The following is a 19,248-nucleotide window of genomic DNA, read 5'->3' on the forward strand; positions in this document are numbered from 1 at the left end:
GCCTTCACTTTTGATGGTCTGCACAGAAAAACCAAGCTTCGCAAGATCTACAAACGCTACAAAAGCATCTATAAATCGTACTTGATTATTGGGAGCTATAGCCTCTTCTAAACTAAAAATACGCATTTGGTGGCGGGAAATCCCTGTGATATGTTGCATTCCTAAAAATACGAAAATTCCTGTTTTGCCACAACTTTTTTGTTATATTTGAGGCAACTCAAACGAAGGTTTTTTCACAGACTGACGTTAGTGGTAACTATATCAGACAACAACAACGATGGAAGACTTTTTAAAAAAATTGAAACTTATTGACTATTTAACAACGAACCTACAAATCGGTAAAACTGAATTCGTACAACGACTATCTTCAATCACTGACGAAGGAAATACAGGAATCTTTTCAGATACATTTGATGCATTCTCTTCTAGTAAAAACGAATTTAAAGGGCAAGTAAATTATGATGGGTTTAAACTAAAAAGAAGAACACGTTTTTTTGACACAAATATAAATATAGCTGTTGCTAATGGTACACTATCCGAAAACAATGGTCAATTGACCGTTGAAACAGAAATAAATGGGTTCAATAATTTCTTTATTATATTCTACGTTTTCTTAATCATTTTTTATTCAATATTTATTTTTAGTTTTAGTAGTTCAGACAACAATGTAGAATTCTTTGCTATACCATTTTTGCTTTTACATGGAACGTTAATGTTTTCAATGCCATATTTTATGATGAGACGTAGTGTAAAAAGACTTAAATATGAATTAGAAAGGGAATTTTTCTACTTAACAAAAAATAAATAATAATAATAATAAACTTTTTTATTGGTGGACAATTAAGTGAACAAACTAATAGAGAGAAAAAAAACAGCCGCTAACAGCTACCGGATTTAGGCAATTGGCTTAATGGAAAGATGGTTTTGTATTTGGGATGATTTGGCAAATCCGAAAATAGGGCTTAATTTAGTCCCAAACCCGCTGTAGTACCAGAACATTGGCAGTAACCTTCTCTCGAGAACTTAATAAAAGAATATTAAACGAAATAGCATGACTATACAGCATAATTCAAAAACAACTTTAAAATGGTATTATACCTTTTGGCGAGTTTTGCTTTTTTGCGGGAGTTGTGCTGTAATTTTAATATTATGCTCGAGTATGACTCAAAATATTTCAGCAAATATTTCGGATCATATATCTATTTTATCCGCAACAGTTCTAACATTTATATTAACATTGTTATTTGTAAAATGGGAGAAACTGAAACTAAATGACATCGGAATCATTCCCGATAAACACAGTATTTTTAGATTTTTAAGTGGCTATGCAATTGGTTTTTGTATGGCTATCTCACAAGCATTAATAGTTATAGCTTTTGGACATTTTCAGTTAAAATTTGTCTCACAAATTTCATTAATTGATATACTCTTACCGTTCATTTTATATTTGCTTGTTGCTTGCAGAGAAGAATTGGCTTTTCGCGCTTATCCTTTGAGAAGCCTGAATATTTCAATAGGTTCTCTTTTAGCGTTAACAATAATAACAATCATTTTCATTCTTGAACACGTTGCTGGTGGAATGACATGGAAAATGGCAATATTAGGTTCTGGAATCGGAGCAATTTTATTTGGCGTGTCGGCATTAAAAACTAAAGGTCTTGCGCTTTCATTTGGACTTCATAGTGCTTGGAATTTTGGACAATGGACATTTGGATTTAAAAGCAAACCAGGTATATGGGAAGCTATCGTTGAGAAAGGATATGAATCAAAAGTTGAAGATATTGGATTATTAGCATTCATATTTGTAATGGGAATTGCAATTACAGGCATTTGCTTTTATTACAGAAAAAATCATTTAAGCGAATGAAAATGGCTACTGCCAACAGCTACAACGGATTTGGGCAATAGGCTCAACGGAAAGTTGGTTTTGTATTTGGGATGATTTGGCAAATCCTAATATTGGGCTTAATTTAAAGATGGTTTTGTACTTGGAAAATTAATGTTTAACCGAAAGTTTAGGCTTTCCTAATCCGCCACATCGCCAAGCTGCTAAACGTTATAGACTATCTTAGGCGACTGCTAAATATGACGGAAAATAACAACTCGAAAGGTTAATTTAAACAAATAGTAATATTATGAAAAAGTTACAATTCATAGTAAGCATCAATGCACCGGTGACCAAGATTTATGATTTTATGCTTGGCATCAACAGTAAATCAACTTATGAGCAATGGACTTCTTTGTTTAACCCGACATCGACCTATGAAGGAAGTTGGGACAAGGGAAATAAAATTCTATTTATCGGAGTAGATGAGAAAGGAGAAAAGGGAGGTATGGTTTCCAAGATAGCTGAAAACATTCCCTACCGATTTGTTTCGATTCAACATTATGGTCTTTTTAAAGCTGACAAGGAAATTACAGAAGGACCAGAAGTGGAAAAATGGGCAAACGGATTTGAAAACTATACCTTCGAAGAAAACAATGGAACTACAACCGTTACTGTTGACTTAGACACCACCGAAGATTTTTTAGATTATATGAACCAGACCTACCCAAAAGCACTCGATAAGCTGAAAGAACTTTGTGAAAAATAAAAATTTCAAGAATATCTTAAAAATACAAAAAAACAAATGCAGCCTATAACAGTACCTACAAGAAATTAGCGGTTCAGTGGTGGCAAACAATTTTGTGCTTCGAAACCGCCAACTTCCTGTAGCGGCAAAATGTTACCAGCAATGTTGGGGCAGCCATAAACCTGACAGTTAAGGACAAATTGAAACAGAAATTGGCAAAAAGACATAAATACAACCAATAGTTGTCGAAATGCAACAGAAAGTAGTATGAAAACAACTAATGATAGCGGACTATATTAACATCACGTCAATGAGATCAAATAACTTTGTGGCATCACAAAAACAAGTAAGATGATGCTAAATTCAAAATCAATTGGTAATAAAATTGCCACAGCGAGAAAGAAAATTAATCTTTCGCAAGCCGAACTTGCGCAACAAGTTTCAATCAGTCCTCAAGCAGTTGGTAAATGGGAGCGTGGCGAATCTATGCCTGACATTTCCACATTAAACCGACTTGCAGAAATTCTTGGAGTTGACCTTAATTACTTCTCTGACAATTTTCAGAACGAAAAAGCTGCAACAACATTAATTGAAAAACTCAGCCAGCAAACAGTAGAAATCGATAGAACAAATCCAAGAAAAAAATTTGGCTGGAATTGGGACATGTCTCAAGGTAACTGGAGTGATGCTGATTTTTCAGGTTTAAAAAACTTAAAGGAAAAGTTTAGTTCTTCAAATATGAAGAACTGTAAGTTTATGAACTCTGATTTATCAGGAGTTATTCTTAGAAAAAACAATATTGACCTCTGCGATTTTTCAGGTTCCGACATCAGAGACAGCAAAATCCAATTCTCAAACCTCTTAAAAAATCAGTTCAATAAATGTTATTTTATTGATGCTGAAATTTTTAAAAGTAATATTGAAAAATGCAATTTCACTGAAGCGGACTTTTCGGGTGCAGAAATTCTGGAAGTAAATTTAGAGAATAATATTGTAGAAGATGTTGTTTGGAAATTTACGAAATTGAAAAAAACAAACATTAGTAATATTACTTTCACAGGAACCTTTGAAGACTGTCATTTTGAACACTGTGCATTTTATGGAGTTAAATTTGAAAATGCAACTATTCTAAACACCTTTTTCAAATATAATGAAAGATTTAAAAAAGTTCAATTTGTAAACTGTAAAGTGGACAGTATAACTTTTGCTTTTTTGAAAAATAATCAAGCGAATTTGACAGGGATTACAATAATAGAGTAACGAAAGACAGTAATAAAAACACTGCTGGTAACAGTAAAAGTTTCGTTGAATGCACAGCACAAACAATGAACCTCCAGTTAAACGAAACCGCTGAGAATCCGTAACTGCATGGATTCAAAAATATATCAGAAGGTATTTAAGAAGTTTTATATCCTCTTTTCCCCTATGGCACTCGTTTGTCAACGTTCTTTGGTGTTCTTCTGTGACGAGTATCTACCTAAATTAGTTCATAAAAGTAAGTAAGCACTCGTTGCAAACGAACACAGAGGGATAAATAAAAACCTCTAGTTTTTTCTAACAAACGCAACCTTTCTTTAATAAGGCCATCTATTTATTAAACACCTCCTATGAAAAATATAAAATTCTTATTTATTGCATTTAATCTCTTCATTTTCAGTTGCAATAATGACGATTCTTCTTCACAAAAATCAGAAGATCAAAATCTATCCAAAATGTACACTGAAATTATTACAGCTTCCATGGTCAATACTACTCCATGCACTAACCCCGCAGAATGGTCTTTTACAGCCATTGGCTCAAAATCATGTGGAGGTTCTTTTGGTTTTATTGCGTACTCCTTGAAAATTAATGTTACCGAATTTCTAAAAAAAGTAGAGAATTATACCAAAGCACAAGAAGCATACAATAAAAAATGGGGAATTATCTCAACCTGCGACATGATATTACCGCCATCTGGAGTTGACTGCGTAAATGGTAAACCAACATTGATATATTCTGCTCTGTATCAGTATACTAAAAAAAACTAATAGTTTTAACTTAAAAATTATGAAATTTTTTCTAAGTAAAAGCATATAATGAACAGCGGAACAACTGTCATTGCTAACGAAACTGCCCTGCTCCTATTAATTCAAAAAAAAACATAAGCAACTAAAAATAAACACATTGAATTATTTTTTATTGTACTTTGAAAAAATAAATGAAAAAAATATCAATTCTGAAACGCTTGTTTCAAAAATAGTTTTACATTTGCAAAGTGAAAATGAAATGTTATGGCTCGCTGTGTAGAATTTAACGAGGTCGAAAAAATTGAAAAAGCAATGAATGTCTTTTGGGAAAAAGGATATAATGCTACTTCTATGCAGGACTTAGTGGATGCCATGCAGATCAACAGAAGCAGTTTATACAACACCATTGGCGACAAGCATCAATTATTTATGAAATGCATTGGCAATTATTTTGATAATGCGATGCAGGAAATAAAAGAAAAAGTAGCCAAGGAAACATCCGCCAAAGCTGCATTGATTAAAGTTATTAGCGATAAAGCGGATTGGATTATATCCTGCGACAAAGGATGCTTAGGGATGAAAACTATTTTCGAAATTGCTCCAGATGACTGCATTGTCCGAAACGTAATGAGCAAAAACAATGATGTTTTCATTGAATATATGGCTTCCATAGTTCAAAAAGTAATGGATGACGGCGAAATGGATGATACCGAAGATGCAGCATTAATGGCTGAATACATTGCCACTTCTTTTACAGGATGGAAGCAATCGTATATACTTCATGGAAACCCGATCAAAATCAAAAAAATGTCAGAATTTCTGATTAAAAATATTTTTAAATAATCCCTTTTTTTTACCTAAATTCTGAAACGTTTATTTCAGATAACAATACACAATAAGCATACGCATTTTTTAAATTACAGCATTGATTCTGAAACGTTTATTCCAGAATTATCGCTATACTAAATTATTAATCTTTAAATTAAAAACAGCATGAATTCTGAAACGATTATTCCAAATAAGACACTATCTAAGACTAAATTTAATACAATTCCAATCATGAAAAAATTTACAATTTTAAGCTTAATGGCTGTATTTTTAATCAGTTGTGCAGATAAATCTCAGGCACCTGCCACTGCACCCGCTCCGCTCCTGCCTGTTATGGCAATAACTACAGAAAACACTACTACCGATGCTGAATACCCTGCTGCTATACAGGGAACTGTAGATGTGGAAATCCGTCCGCAGGTAAGCGGAAATTTAGACCGCGTTTTGGTCGATGAAGGCGCTTATGTTACTAAAGGGCAGTCTTTGTTCAAAATAAACGAACGTCCCTACCGTGAGCAGTTAAACAATGCTTTGGCCAGTCTTCATGCGGCCGAAGCATCTTATATCAACGCACAGCTTGAAGTTGATAAACTTACTCCTTTGGTTCAAAACAAAGTGGTTTCTGATTATCAGCTGAAATCGGCTAAAGCTTCCCAGAAAATTGCTGCTGCTAATATCGAACAGGCCAAAGCAATAGCGGCATCAGCAAAAATCAATTTAGGATATACCAATATTACGGCTTCGGTAAATGGCTACATAGGAAGATTGCCTAAAAAACAAGGAAGTTTAGTTGCTGCAACCGATATTGACGCACTGACAACTCTTTCAGATGTTCACGAAGTATATGCTTATTTTTCCTTGAGTGAAACGGATTTCATTCAATTTAAATCAAAATATGCAGGAAACAGCATTGGCGACAAGATTAAAAAACTACCTCCTGTGACTTTGATATTAGCAGATAACAGTGCTTATCCGCAAACGGGAAAAATAGACATGGTCGATGGGCAATTTGATAAAACCACCGGAGCTATTACCGTAAGAGCTAAATTCTCCAATCCAAACAAAACTTTACGTTCAGGAAATACCGGAAGAATCCGTTTAGCACTGCAGCATGACGATGCGATTTTGGTACCACAGTCGGCTACAATAGAAATGCAGGATAAAGTTTTTGTCTTTACGGTAAGCAAAGAAAACAAGGTTGCCAAAATGCCTATTACAGTTGTCGGTAAAAGCGGTGCTAACTACCTTATCAAAGACGGTGTAAAAACGGGTGACCAAATTGTATTAAGCGGTATCGACAAACTTCAGGAAGGACAAGTAATTCAGCCTGAAAAATCAGCAGCAAAAATTGCCCAAATCATTAACAAAAAATAATTTTTACAGATGTTCAAAATATTTATACAAAGGCCCGTACTGGCAACCGTTATCTCCATTTTGCTGGTGATATTAGGAGTACTTGGACTTACGAAATTGCCTTTACAACAGTTTCCTGATATTGCGCCTCCCTCGGTTTTGGTGACGGCAGTTTATCCAGGAGCCAATGCAGAAACGGTTTTGCGTTCTGTTGCGCCATCTCTGGAAGAATCTATAAATGGTGTGGAGAATATGACTTACATGAGCTCGACTGCGAGTAATGACGGTACATTAGCAATTACTGTTTTCTTTAAATTAGGAACTGACGCTGACCAAGCTGCAGTGAACGTGCAGAACAGAGTTGCACAAGCTACCAGTCAGTTGCCTGCAGAAGTAGTACAGCAAGGGGTTATCACTGCCAAACAGCAAAACAGTTTTATCATGGCAATCGGTATGTATACCGAGGATGAGTCCAAATACGATCAAACCTTTGTTGCCAATTATGCGCAGATCAATATTATCCCTGAAATCAAACGTATTCCGGGAGTTGGTGCTGCCAATATTTTTGGCGGTATAAAAGATTACTCTATGCGTGTTTGGCTGAATCCAACACAAATGTCAACGCATAATGTAACGCCAAATGAAGTTATGGCAGCGATTCAGGACAAAAGTCTGGAAGCTGCTCCGGGTAAATTTGGGGAAAGAAGTACCGAAGTTTTCGAATATGTAATTAAATACAAAGGAAAATTAACCAAACCCGAAGATTATCAAAATATTGCCATTCGTTCCAATGCTGACGGTTCTATACTTCGATTAAAAGATGTAGCAAGAGTGGAACTTGGTGCCTACTCCTACAACAGTTTAACACGTTTGAATGGTAAAAAAGGAATTGTAATCGGAGTAATTCAATTGGCGGGTTCTAACTCTAATGATATTCAGATTGCGATTAACAAATTGATGGTTAAAGCATCCAAAGATTTCCCCGCCGGAATAAAACACAATATTTTCTACAGCACAAAAGTTTCTCTGGATCAGTCTATTGAACAGGTGGAGCATACTTTGCTTGAAGCTTTTATACTGGTATTTATAGTTGTTTTTCTCTTCCTTCAGGATTTTAGATCAACTTTAATTCCTGCTATTGCTGTGCCTGTAGCAATTTTAGGAACGTTCTTTTTCATGCAGTTATTCGGATTTTCGATAAACCTTTTAACGCTTTTCGCTTTAATCTTAGCCATTGGTATTGTCGTCGATGATGCGATTGTCGTCGTCGAAGCCGTGCATGCTAAAATGGAACACAAACATCTGTCTCCAAAAGTAGCCACGCACGAAGCCATGCACGAAATTACCGGAGCGATTATTTCGATTACGCTGGTAATGGCAGCAGTATTTTTGCCAGTTGGTTTCATGGAAGGTTCAACAGGGGTTTTCTATCGCCAGTTTGCTTTCACTATGGCAATTGCTATCGTAATTTCAGCTGTGAACGCTTTGACGTTGAGTCCTGCCCTAGCCGCTTTATTTTTGAAAGATAATCACGCTGCACATAACGGACAGACTTCATACGTTAAACGAGGATTTAAAGAAAAATTCTTTACCGGATTCAATAATAGTTTTGAATCCTTAACCAACCGTTACGTTGGCGGGCTAAAATTCTTAATCCGCAACAAATGGGTTAGTTTGGGAGGTTTGGCTTTAATTACTATTGCGACTATTGTAATGGTAAAAACGACACCATCAGGATTTATTCCAACAGAAGATCAAGGATTTATTGCTATTGCGGTTAACACTCCTTCGGGGACTTCTCTTGATGGAACTCAAAAAGTAATGACTAAAGCCGAAAATACGTTAAGAGGTTTGGAATCTTCAAGATTTGTAACCGCCATTTCAGGTTTCAACTTATTGACGAATTCTACAAGCCCGTCATCGGCAGTGGTTTTTGTATTGCTTAAACCAAATGAAGAGCGCGGCAGCATTAAAAATATTGATGAAATAATGAATCAGGTTCGTGGCAAATTGGGTGCGATTTCAGACGGTAGTTTCTTCGTATTTAGTTTCCCAACTGTACCCGGTTTTAGTAATGTTGAAGCTTTAGACTTAGTATTACAGGACAAAACGGGAGGCAAACTGGATAAATTTAGCGGTATTTCACAAACCTTCATTGGAGAATTAATGAAACGCCCAGAAATAGCTGTTGCTTTTACTAGTTTCAAAGCCGATTATCCTCAATTGCAATTGGATATTAATGACGAGAAAGCCGATCAATTAGGCGTAAAAGTCAAAGACATTCTGCAGACTATGCAGGCATATTTTGGAAGCGCACAAGCCTCCGACTTTAACCGATTTGGAAAATATTACCGAGTGGTTGTTCAGGCAGATATTGCCGACAGAGCAGATCCGTCAGCTATTGACCGTGTATTTGTAAAAAATAAAAACGGCGAAATGGTTCCAATCAATACTTTGGTAAAACTAAGCCGTATTTATGGTTCTGAAACAGCTTCGAGATACAATTTGTTTAATTCTATTTCGGTAAATGCGATTCCGAAACCCGGATTTAGTTCTGGAGATGCCATCAAAGCAATTGAGGAAGTTGCAGCGCAGCAATTGCCTGCAGGTTACAGTTATGAATTCTCAGGACAAACCCGTGAAGAGATTTCTTCGGGAGGACAATCAACAACAATTTTCTTATTGTGTTTGATATTCATTTACTTCCTGCTTGCAGCACAGTACGAAAGTTACATTTTGCCTTTGGCGGTAATCTTCTCGATCCCAGCCGGAATCTTTGGAGTATTTGTAGCCATTGGATTGACCGGAATCGAAAATAACATTTACGTGCAGGTTGCCTTGGTAATGCTTATAGGACTGCTCGCCAAGAATGCGATTCTGATTGTAGAATTTGCATCCCAAAAAAGAAAATCCGGTCAGGCATTGGTCAAAGCTTCTATAGATGCGGCCAAACTGCGCTTACGTCCAATTATCATGACGTCACTGGCTTTCGTAGTTGGATTAATTCCGATGATGAGTGCCAAAGGGCCATCTGCTCAGGGTAACCACTCTATCAGTATTGGTGCTGCGGGCGGAATGGTTTCGGGAGTAATTCTAGGGCTGTTAATCATCCCTGTTTTATTCATAGTATTCCAATATTTACAAGAAAAAGTTACTGGAAAACCAGTCGCTGTAACTCATAACCACGAAAATAAAAATGGAAAATTATATCACAGCAATTCTGGTGACAATAATCATCAGCCTCACGTACATAGCGTATAAAGTGTCCAAAGATCTTGAAAGCAAAAAAGACACCTGTCCAGAAATTTAATTACGAAAAAGTAAAATGAAAAAGTATATAACCAAAACCGTGATGATCGTCATTTTGATCACCACAATAATATCCTGTACCGTTTCGAAGGATATTGAAACTCCAAAAGATGCATTCCCTGGGAATTTCAGGAATACATCAGTTTCAAAGGATACGGCAAGCATTGGTGATTTGGAGTGGAAAAATTTCTTTACAGAAAAAGACATTATTCAGCTGATTGATAGTGCCGTGGTCAGAAATAACGATTTACAAATTGCGGCTAAAAACATTGAAATTGCGCAATACAGATTCACACAATCCAAGTGGGGAAATGTGCCTCAGGCCAATTTATTTGTGAATGCCAGTACCAGCAATCCGTCAGACAATAGTTTTACGGGAATGAACCTGAATCAAGCATTGGGTGTTAAACATATTGAGGATTATTCTGCCGGGGTTTCACTTTCGTGGGAAGCAGATATTTGGGGAAAAATCAAAAGCCAGAAAAAAGGAGCTTTTGCCAGTTATCTTCAATCGGAAGAAGTAAAAAAAGCATTGCAGACTACTATTGTTGCCAATGTTTCAAGCGGTTATTACAATCTTTTGATGCTGGACGCACAATTAGAAATTGCTAAGAAAAATGTACAGTTAATTGACAGCACCACCACTTTCATCAAATTGAAATTTGATGCCGGACAAGTAACTTCATTAGCCATTCAGCAATCGGAAGCACAAAAATTAAATGCGGCACAATTGGTTCCTTTATTGGAACAAAACATCGCGATTCAAGAAAATGCCCTGAGCGTATTGACGGGTTCATTCCCCAATTCGAAAAAAAGAAGCATTGTTCTTAGTGCTGTTGAAGTGAAAAATAATGCTTTAATCGGAATTCCGTCCTCAATAGTAAGCAGAAGACCTGATGTAAAAAGCGCAGAATTGATTCTGAAAACTGCGAATGCCAATGTCGGAATCACAAAAGCCGATTTGTATCCAGCACTTAGAATTACTGCTCAAGGCGGACTAAATTCATTCGAAAGCAGTAACTGGTTTACTATTCCAGCTTCATTGTTCGGAACTGTTGCTGGTGGTTTGACACAGCCTCTGCTGAATAACAAAAGGCTAAAAACACAATATAATATCGCCGTAGCCGAAAGGGAAAAAGCGGTTTTAAATTTCAGACAATCCGTATTAATCGCTGTTAGTGAAGTATCAGATGCTTTGGTGAAAGTTGAGAAACTGCAACAACAGGAATCGTTTTTACAGGAACGTGTAAAAACTTTGCAACTAGCCATTAAAAATGCTAAAATGTTATTCCAAAACGGAATGGCGGAATATCTTGAAGTACTTTCTGCGCAGGCGAATTTATTGCAAAGCGAATTAGAACTTGCCAACATAAAAAGAGAACAACTTACGGCCAATACGGAATTGTACCGCGCATTGGGCGGAGGCTGGAGATAAAATCAAAACCTGTTTAGGAGTAAAATTATTTTTAAACACATAGAAACATAGAATTTATAGTGTTTAAAAAGAGCTTGATAGACGTTTTACTTTACACATAGTCAATCTATGTGAAAAATAGTGCTATTTCTTATTTATTCTTAAATTATAGTTATAAATCTATGTGTCTATGTGGTTCATTTTTATTTAAACATTATTACACACAACAGGTTAAAATCTAAAATTAATTTACAAAACGAAACAAATTAACAATCTAAATTATAAATAGTTATGAGTACAACTAATTTATTTTCGCCTTTCAGCCTGAAATCGCTAAATCTTAAAAACAGAATCGTAATGGCGCCAATGACGCGCTCTTTTTCTCCAAACGGAATCCCAACTGATGAAGTTGCCGCTTACTATCAAAAAAGAGCCGAGGGTGAAGTGGGTTTAATATTATCTGAAGGGACTGTTATCGACAGACCTTCCTCATCCAATGATGGAAATGTGCCTCACTTTTATGGCGATCAGGCACTAAAAGGATGGGAAAAAATAATCAACGAAGTTCACGCAGCGGGTGGCCAAATGGGACCGCAAATCTGGCACATGGGAATTATGGATAACCATCATTCGGGCTGGGTTCCTCCAGTTCCTTTTGAAGGTCCTTCGGGATTAAACCGTCCGGGGTTCAATAACGGCAATACAATGTCTGAAGCAGCTATTGAAGATACCATTCTTGCTTTCGGAAAAGCAGCTGCTGATGCCAAAAGATTAGGCTATGATACTATCGAAATTCACGGTGCGCATGGTTATTTAATTGACCAGTTTTTCAATCCTGAAACTAATTTACGCACTGATATTTACGGCGGAAAAACATTGAAGGAGCGCAATCGGTTTGCCATTGAAGTGGTGAAAGAAATCAGACAACAAGTGGGAAATGACTTTGCCGTGATTATGCGTTTCTCTCAGTTTAAACCTTCTGATTATAATTATAAACTAGCAAAAACACCTCAAGAATTAGACGCTTGGCTTACGCCTCTTGTTGATGCTGGAGTTGATATTCTGCATTGTTCACAACGCCGTTTCTGGGAACCAGAATTTGAAAAATCGGATCTCAATTTTGCAGGATGGGCCAAAAAAGTAACCGGAGCTCCAACCATTACCGTTGGTTCTGTTGGCCTTTCAAGTGATTTCTTTGGTGCTTTTGCAGGCGAAAGTTCACAGCCTGCCTCTTTGGATGAACTGACAAGACGTTTTGACAGAGGTGATTTTGATCTGGTAGCCGTTGGAAGACCTTTACTGTCTGACCCAAATTGGACTGCAAAAATAAAATCCGGAAAAACTGATCAGCTTATAGGATTCAGTAAAGAAGCTTTGAGCGAATTGATATTAGAATAAATTTTACAGGCAAGTGAATTGTTCAGCATCTTAATGGGAGCTGACTAAAAATACCCTTTTTTTATTATTTAATTTGATGACGCTGTAAAATCTCGGTTTTACAGCGTTTTTCATTTATTCCGTTTAATGGAAGGGGTATCAAAAGGCATAAATGACATATAACTTTAGAATTAATCTTTGGCTTTATCATATTCTACCCTTACAAGATCGGATGTATAGTATACATTTCATGTTCTCATTAATTAAAATCACTCCATAAAAAAAGCTCCAAACATCTTTCAATATTTAGAGCTTCCCTGTATCTATCTAAGATTTATTTAAACAGCATTAAATACTTTTCCTTGTTTTGAAACATTATCGAAATCAAAATCGCGCTTAAAACTAAAGCAAAAAGCAATCCGCTGGTATCTTGGACAATATTTGTCAGGACAATTCCAACCATAACAGGCAAAATGATTAAAGCTCCTAATGCTCTAAATCTTGGCAGGATGATCAACACACCTCCCAAAACCTCGACTGCGCCTACAAGTGGCATGATCCAGCCAATTTCGGTAAAAGCGTTCATGGCTTTCTGCATTTTTTCGGGCAGATTATCAGGCATTGGCATATAATAAAAAAACTTGTTCAGGCCTGCGTTGATAAACATCAAACCAAATAAAAGACTTAAAACGAATATGATTTTATTTTTCATTATTAATTAATTTTAGCGTTAGCAAATAGTTCGTCCAAACCATTTAAGGCAATGGTAAATCCTTCTTTAAAATTCATAGCCAGCAGTTTTTCCAAATTGGCTAATGTTTCATGTTTAATAGCAATATCTACAAGGGTTGTATTTCCTTTATCGACAAAATCTATATTCCATACAGAGCGCGGCATTTCGGTATTTATATTCCCATCTATATTGCAAAAGCCACTCAAAAACTTAAAATTAGTTTTAGGCGAAATGGAAGTAAAGTCTGCCAATGCCCAATGTTCCTCCCCTTCTGGACCACACATGGAATATAATCTTCGTCCGCCCTCTTTAAACTCCATTGATTTAGTTTTGGCAAACCACGGTTTTGGTCCCCACCACTGATCGAGTAATTCAGGCATGGTGTAAGCATCCCAAACCAATGCCAATTCAGCAGCGAATTCTTTTTTTACATGTACTGTGTTCGTTTCTTTGTTCACAGTAAAATCGAATGTCAGATTATTATTCATGGCTATCATTTTAGCGTTACTAACAATTCATCTAATCTTTCTAATGTTGAAGTCAATCCGTCTTTCATTCCCATTTGAATTACTGCTTCCAGATCTTCAAGGGAGTTATAAGTAACAATCGTTTCTACAACTGCATTCTCCTCTTTGCTTGTAAAATTAACCAGCCATACTGCTTGTGGCAAATCGGTATTTATGTTGCCGTCTTCATCACTAAAAGCATCGGTAGAGGTGTAATAATCAATAGGTTTTATTTCCAGAAATGTTGTCCATCCCCAATATTCAGTTCCATTAGGCTCTACCATTGCATAATGCCAATGGCCGCCTTTACTAAAATCCATTGATTTGGTCTTAGTCGTTAGCGGTTTTGGTGCAAACCATTGGTCTAATAATTCCTTTTTTGTATAACAGTCCCAAACCAATTGCTGATTGCCAAGGAATTCTCTTCTTACTGTAATGGTATTCTTTTCCTTGTCTACAAGGAAGTCAAATTGCAAATTGCTGTTCATCATTTTTTTGTATTTTTAATTGTTAATAATAAATCATCCAATTGGTTAAAACGGGTTTCCCAAATCTTTTTAAACTGCTCCAGCCATTTGTCAATTTCTTTCATTTTGTCAATTTCAAGACTGTAATAAATTTCCCTTCCCTGCTGTTCTTGTTTAACTAACTCACATTCTGCCAATATTTTCAAATGTTTTGAAACTGCCTGTCGTGTGGTGTCAAAATGTTCTGCAATGGCATTAGGCGTCATAGCCTGCAAAGCAATGAGCGTAATAATGGATCTTCTTGTTGGATCTGCTATTGCCTGAAATATATCTCTTCTCATTTTTCAAAATTACGAAACCATTTGGTTGCAAATATACATGCAACCAATCAGTTTCGCAAATGTTTTTACATTTTTTTTTTTAAGACATAAAAAAAACCTAAACACTTAACATGTTTAGGTTCCATTCCGTCTAGTATTTACTCCGCTATTTAATCCTATACTTTTGCTGATTGTATAAATAGAAAGGGCATATTACATGAGCCAGCGCATCTTTGGCTAAATTTTTATTAAGCTTTTCTGGAGTAAAGATGGTGTCATTTTGAACATGAAACTGCAAAGGTTCCTTATTGGGCTGCATAATGACAACTTCGTTTCCTACTCGGAAAGCATTGATATCATTAAACTGCATCATCGCGCGGCCCTGAAACGAATCAGGCAAATTAAATAAATTTCTTCCTGCCATTGGAACTTCGGTATCCAATCCAATTTTGCCCAACACAGTAGGCTGAATATCAATCTGACTGCATAATTTATTGTATTTTTCCCCTTTTGCAACACCCGGACCAATAATCAGAGCTGGGATATGAAATTTGTTTATAGGCACAAGGTGTTTTCCATAAGTTCTGGTATTATGATCTGCAATCACAAGAAAAATAGTGTTCTTATAATATTCTTCCTTTTTGGCTTGTTTAAAAAATTGACCGATCGAATAATCAGCATATTTCATTGCATTGTCCACTGAATTCTTTTCCTTATTATAAAGGGTAATTCTTCCGTCGGGAAATTCAAAAGGCTCGTGATTGGAAGAAGAAAATACTAATGAAACAAAAGGTTTATTGCCAAGGCTTTTAAAATAAGTATTGGCTTTTGCCATTACATCTTCATCAGACCAGCCCCAAGTGCCGTGAAAAGCAGCTTTCTTGGAATCAAAATCATCCTCATCAATAATTTTGTCAAACCCATTGCCGCTAAAAAAAGCCCCCATATTATCAAAATTGGCCATCCCGCCATAAATAAAACTAGTGTCATATCCTTTTTGTTTCAATAACGATGCAATGGTGTAGAAATTAGTTTGCGAATTATTCAGTTTCACTACACTTTCTGACGGAGACGGCAGAAAACCAGTAACCACAGCCTCAATTCCGCGTACGCTTCGGGTTCCCGTTGAATATAAATTGGTAAATAATGTTCCTTCTTTCGTCAGTTTATCAAATTCAGGGGTTAATGGCAATCCTCCAAGTGACCCCACATATTCGGCACCCAAGCTTTCTTCCAGAATAATCACAATATTGTAAGGTCTTTTGATAACACTGTCCGTTTTTTGAATATGCAGTAACGGAATAGAATCGTCTAAAAAAGCATTTGGCTTTACATCCATATATTTTTTTACCCTCGAAATGGCTTCGGCATAATCCATGCTTCCATACATTTTCTCTGGGTTGCTTTCATTTTTCATTGAATATAAAGCAAAGGCAACTGTGTAAAATGAATCAAGCCCAAGCGAATTGGTAAGATGATCTGTAGAAAAAATTGCATTACTGGCATTAATAGGCCTTTTAGAAGTCACACTTGATCTTGCACCGAAAAACACAAAAAAAGCAACTACAGGAAAGAATAATAACTTCGTTTTATAATTGGTCATTCTGATTTCAAAAAGCTGTTTTCTGTAACGAATTAGGACATATACAAATCCTGCTAAAATAATCACAGTTACGAAAATGGACAAAAGATAGCTTTTCAGCAAAGTCCCTACAACTTCCTTAGGATAAATCAGATAATCAATAAACAGTTTATTGGGTCTGGTATCATACTCATTAATAAAATCAAGCGTCGATAATTCCATAAACAGAATCAGCGTCAAAAATAAAATGAAATATATGGTCAAAAAACTTTGAATTTTTTTCAGAAAAGAATCAGGCACTAAAGCAATTAAAGCTAAAGGCAAAAAAAGAAGGTAGCACAAAACGATGAGATCCATTCGTAATCCGATAGGAAAAATCCAACCGTAATCTGGGGTTTCAACAATACGGCTCCTAAAAAGCAAAAACAATACGAAACGGCTAACTGTAAGAATTATTAAACCAATTAAAAGGAAATTAATGAGAGGTTTCGAGAACTGGATTTTTTTCATATTTGAGATATGCCTAGCAAGATTTTATAATTTCGGCAAAAGTACCATTTCAATTTTGAATTCTTTCTGAATTTGTATTAAAAAAACACTTAAACAAAGAATTTCATTTATGCCAGCATTCAGTTTTTCTTCAAAATTGATTTGTAAATTGCGTTATGAAATCGCCAATTAAAGAGTGCAAGCAAACATAAATAAATTAAAAGGCAACCTGAGCAATTACAAATCGGCAAAGCATACCATATCGCTGGCAGATAAATTTTACATATATGAAAATTTTAATTATAGAAGACGAGCAGGAAATTGCCCAAAGTATTGTAAATTATTTTAAGACCAATAGCATTCAATGCGAAACGGCTGATAATTATGCATTGGCACTTACCAAAATTGACAATTATGATTACGATTGCATATTATTGGATTTGATGCTTCCTGATGGCGATGGATTTGACATTTTAAGAGAATTAAAAAACAAAAACAAATCCGAAGGCGTTATCATTATATCTGCAAAAGAAAATTTAGACACCCGTATTGAAGGATTTAATCTCGGCGCAGATGATTTTCTGACCAAACCATTCCATCTTTCAGAATTGTTAGTTCGTATGCAGGCACTCATTCGCCGCAAGAATTTTCAAGGCAACAACAGTATTGTTTTCAATGAAATCACTATTGATATTTTATCCAAAACAGTAACTGTCAATAACAGTAAACTGGACTTAACCAAAAAAGAAATAGATTTACTGCTGTTTTTAATTGGCAATAATAATAAAGTCTTGTCCAAGGGAGCAATTGCAGAACACCTCTCTGGAGATATGGCCGATATGCTCGACAATCACGATTTCATCTACGCCCATATAAAAAATTTAAAAAAGAAACTCCACGCGGCAGGAAGCGGTGATTACATCAAAACAATTTACGGTTTAGGATACAAATGGGAAAATGAGTAAAAAATTATTATATAAAACCACCAGCAGCTTTCTTACGTTTGCCATTATCATATTGTTAGTGTCAGCTCCCGTGTTTTATTACATTAGTGAGTGGCTTTACATTTATGAAACTGATGAAGTTTTACATTTTCATAAAGGCGCATTTGTAAAGGAAAGCCATAAAAATTTCACAGAAAAAGACATTGCGGTTTGGAACAAATATAACCGTAATGTAATGATTGCTGCCGATATGAGAGTAACCAAAGATTCCATTGTTGGCAAAATGTCATTTGATTCTATTGCTAATGAAAAAGAACCCTTCCGTGTCATTTATGCTCCAGTCACCATAAACGGAAAAAAATATACATACACAGAAAAAATTAGTCTTGTAGAAATGGAAGGAATGGTAATAAATATTGCTGCCATGTTTCTATTCATTATCATTATGCTGCTTATCGGAATCATTTGGATATCAAAAATAGCTGCTGCAAAAATATGGAAGCCTTTTTACAACACTCTCCATCAAATACATGATTTTGAAATCGATAAAAATAAGCCTCCGCATTTTATCCCTACAGATATAGATGAATTCAACCAGCTAAACAAAAGTCTGGAACAGCTTATCGAAAAAAATACAGCTATCTATAAAAACCAAAGAGAATTTGTAGAAAATGCTACTCACGAATTACAAACACCACTGGCTTTGTTCCAAACCAAAATTGACACTTTACTTCAGCTTGAACTCAATAAAGAACAGCTTTCTGTTGTCAGCTCGCTGAATAATGATGTTTCCAGACTTAACAGACTTAACAAAAATCTTTTGTTGCTTTCTAAAATTGATAACGAAAGCTACCTTGAGAAAAGCACTGTTGTTTTAAATGACTACATCGAAAAACATCTTGATTTTTTTACCGAACAAGCCGAAGCGAAAAACCTCAGCATTATAACCGAGTTCACGACTATGCTTTCTATCAAAGGAAATCCAGCCTTAACAGAAGTATTAATCAATAATTTGTTTTTGAATGCCATTCGCCACAATGAAAAAAACGGAAAAATAATCATTCGCATACAAGACAACCAATTGACATTCTCTAATACTGGACAATCAACACCATTGGCAATTGAAAAATTATTTAATCGTTTTTCCAAAATAAATCCTTCCTCACAAGGAAATGGTCTTGGTTTGGCCATCATAAAAAAAATAACCGAAATCAATCAATGGGAAATCAATTACACTTTTCAGAACCAATTACACAGCTTTAGCATTAAATTTTAAAAATTCAAACTTCCTATAGAATCGATTTTGAAATTTGTACTGTTCTTTTAAATTAAAATAGTACCAAAGCA

At 35.7% G+C, this 19,248-nt stretch carries 17 protein-coding genes; 12 read left to right on the plus strand and 5 right to left on the minus strand.

Features of this window, described 5'->3' with window-relative positions:
- The first annotated feature begins 277 nt into the window (after nt 1-277).
- The 10 genes from AC1DVP_RS17250 to AC1DVP_RS17295 all read left to right on the plus strand — a co-directional run bounded on the left by AC1DVP_RS17250 (nt 278) and on the right by AC1DVP_RS17295 (nt 12,881).
- A complete protein-coding gene (locus AC1DVP_RS17250) occupies nt 278-808 on the plus strand; it encodes a hypothetical protein (protein WP_477184718.1) in 531 nt (176 codons plus the stop codon).
- A 243-nt stretch (nt 809-1,051) separates the two neighbouring features.
- The gene (locus AC1DVP_RS17255) at nt 1,052-1,867 is read left to right on the plus strand and encodes a CPBP family intramembrane glutamic endopeptidase (protein WP_477184719.1); all 816 of its coding nucleotides are present in this window, start codon (nt 1,052-1,054) and stop codon (nt 1,865-1,867) included.
- A gap of 268 nt (nt 1,868-2,135) precedes the next feature.
- Complete coding sequence (locus AC1DVP_RS17260) at nt 2,136-2,594, plus strand: SRPBCC domain-containing protein (RefSeq protein WP_477184720.1); 459 nt, start codon at nt 2,136-2,138, stop codon at nt 2,592-2,594.
- A 330-nt stretch (nt 2,595-2,924) separates the two neighbouring features.
- Entirely contained in the window at nt 2,925-3,833 is a 909-nt protein-coding gene (locus AC1DVP_RS17265) for a helix-turn-helix domain-containing protein (protein WP_477184721.1), read from the plus strand.
- Nucleotides 3,834-4,180: 347 nt separating this feature from the next.
- Nucleotides 4,181-4,600, plus strand: coding sequence for a hypothetical protein (locus AC1DVP_RS17270; protein ID WP_477184722.1), 420 nt, complete (start codon nt 4,181-4,183; stop codon nt 4,598-4,600).
- Between the two features lie 243 nt (nt 4,601-4,843).
- Complete coding sequence (locus AC1DVP_RS17275) at nt 4,844-5,422, plus strand: TetR/AcrR family transcriptional regulator (RefSeq protein ID WP_477184723.1); 579 nt, start codon at nt 4,844-4,846, stop codon at nt 5,420-5,422.
- Between the two features lie 216 nt (nt 5,423-5,638).
- Entirely contained in the window at nt 5,639-6,781 is a 1,143-nt protein-coding gene (locus tag AC1DVP_RS17280) for an efflux RND transporter periplasmic adaptor subunit (RefSeq protein ID WP_477184724.1), read from the plus strand.
- A gap of 9 nt (nt 6,782-6,790) precedes the next feature.
- Nucleotides 6,791-10,021 (plus strand): efflux RND transporter permease subunit, encoded by a 3,231-nt coding sequence (locus AC1DVP_RS17285; RefSeq protein WP_477184725.1) that lies wholly within the window; start codon nt 6,791-6,793, stop codon nt 10,019-10,021.
- Between the two features lie 64 nt (nt 10,022-10,085).
- Complete coding sequence (locus AC1DVP_RS17290; RefSeq protein WP_477184726.1) at nt 10,086-11,504, plus strand: TolC family protein; 1,419 nt, start codon at nt 10,086-10,088, stop codon at nt 11,502-11,504.
- 270 nt (nt 11,505-11,774) lie between these two features.
- Entirely contained in the window at nt 11,775-12,881 is a 1,107-nt protein-coding gene (locus tag AC1DVP_RS17295) for an NADH:flavin oxidoreductase (protein WP_477184727.1), read from the plus strand.
- Nucleotides 12,882-13,194: 313 nt separating this feature from the next.
- On the opposite strand, the gene AC1DVP_RS17300 is transcribed toward AC1DVP_RS17295, so the two are convergent.
- The 5 genes from AC1DVP_RS17300 to AC1DVP_RS17320 all read right to left on the minus strand — a co-directional run bounded on the left by AC1DVP_RS17300 (nt 13,195) and on the right by AC1DVP_RS17320 (nt 16,978).
- Nucleotides 13,195-13,572 (minus strand): DoxX family protein, encoded by a 378-nt coding sequence (locus AC1DVP_RS17300; RefSeq protein ID WP_477184728.1) that lies wholly within the window; start codon nt 13,570-13,572, stop codon nt 13,195-13,197.
- Between the two features lie 2 nt (nt 13,573-13,574).
- Nucleotides 13,575-14,081, minus strand: a complete 507-nt coding sequence (locus AC1DVP_RS17305) for an SRPBCC family protein (RefSeq protein ID WP_477184729.1) — start codon at nt 14,079-14,081, stop codon at nt 13,575-13,577.
- 5 nt (nt 14,082-14,086) lie between these two features.
- Nucleotides 14,087-14,590, minus strand: coding sequence for an SRPBCC family protein (locus AC1DVP_RS17310; protein WP_477184730.1), 504 nt, complete (start codon nt 14,588-14,590; stop codon nt 14,087-14,089).
- On the minus strand, nt 14,587-14,907 hold the full coding sequence (locus tag AC1DVP_RS17315) for an ArsR/SmtB family transcription factor (protein ID WP_477184731.1): 321 nt from the start codon (nt 14,905-14,907) through the stop codon (nt 14,587-14,589). Before AC1DVP_RS17315 ends, AC1DVP_RS17310 begins: the two co-directional genes overlap by 4 nt.
- A gap of 145 nt (nt 14,908-15,052) precedes the next feature.
- On the minus strand, nt 15,053-16,978 hold the full coding sequence (locus AC1DVP_RS17320) for an LTA synthase family protein (RefSeq protein WP_477184732.1): 1,926 nt from the start codon (nt 16,976-16,978) through the stop codon (nt 15,053-15,055).
- A gap of 266 nt (nt 16,979-17,244) precedes the next feature.
- On the opposite strand from AC1DVP_RS17320, the gene AC1DVP_RS17325 reads away from it, so the two are divergent.
- Nucleotides 17,245-17,922 carry a response regulator transcription factor gene (locus tag AC1DVP_RS17325; protein WP_477184733.1) on the plus strand — a complete coding sequence of 226 codons (678 nt, stop codon included), beginning with the start codon at nt 17,245-17,247 and terminating at the stop codon, nt 17,920-17,922.
- Entirely contained in the window at nt 17,915-19,177 is a 1,263-nt protein-coding gene (locus tag AC1DVP_RS17330) for a sensor histidine kinase (protein ID WP_477184734.1), read from the plus strand. The genes AC1DVP_RS17325 and AC1DVP_RS17330 overlap by 8 nt, the downstream gene beginning before the upstream one ends.
- Nucleotides 19,178-19,248: the final 71 nt, after the last annotated feature.

The organism is Flavobacterium sp. P3_A6 (genome assembly GCF_056403035.1).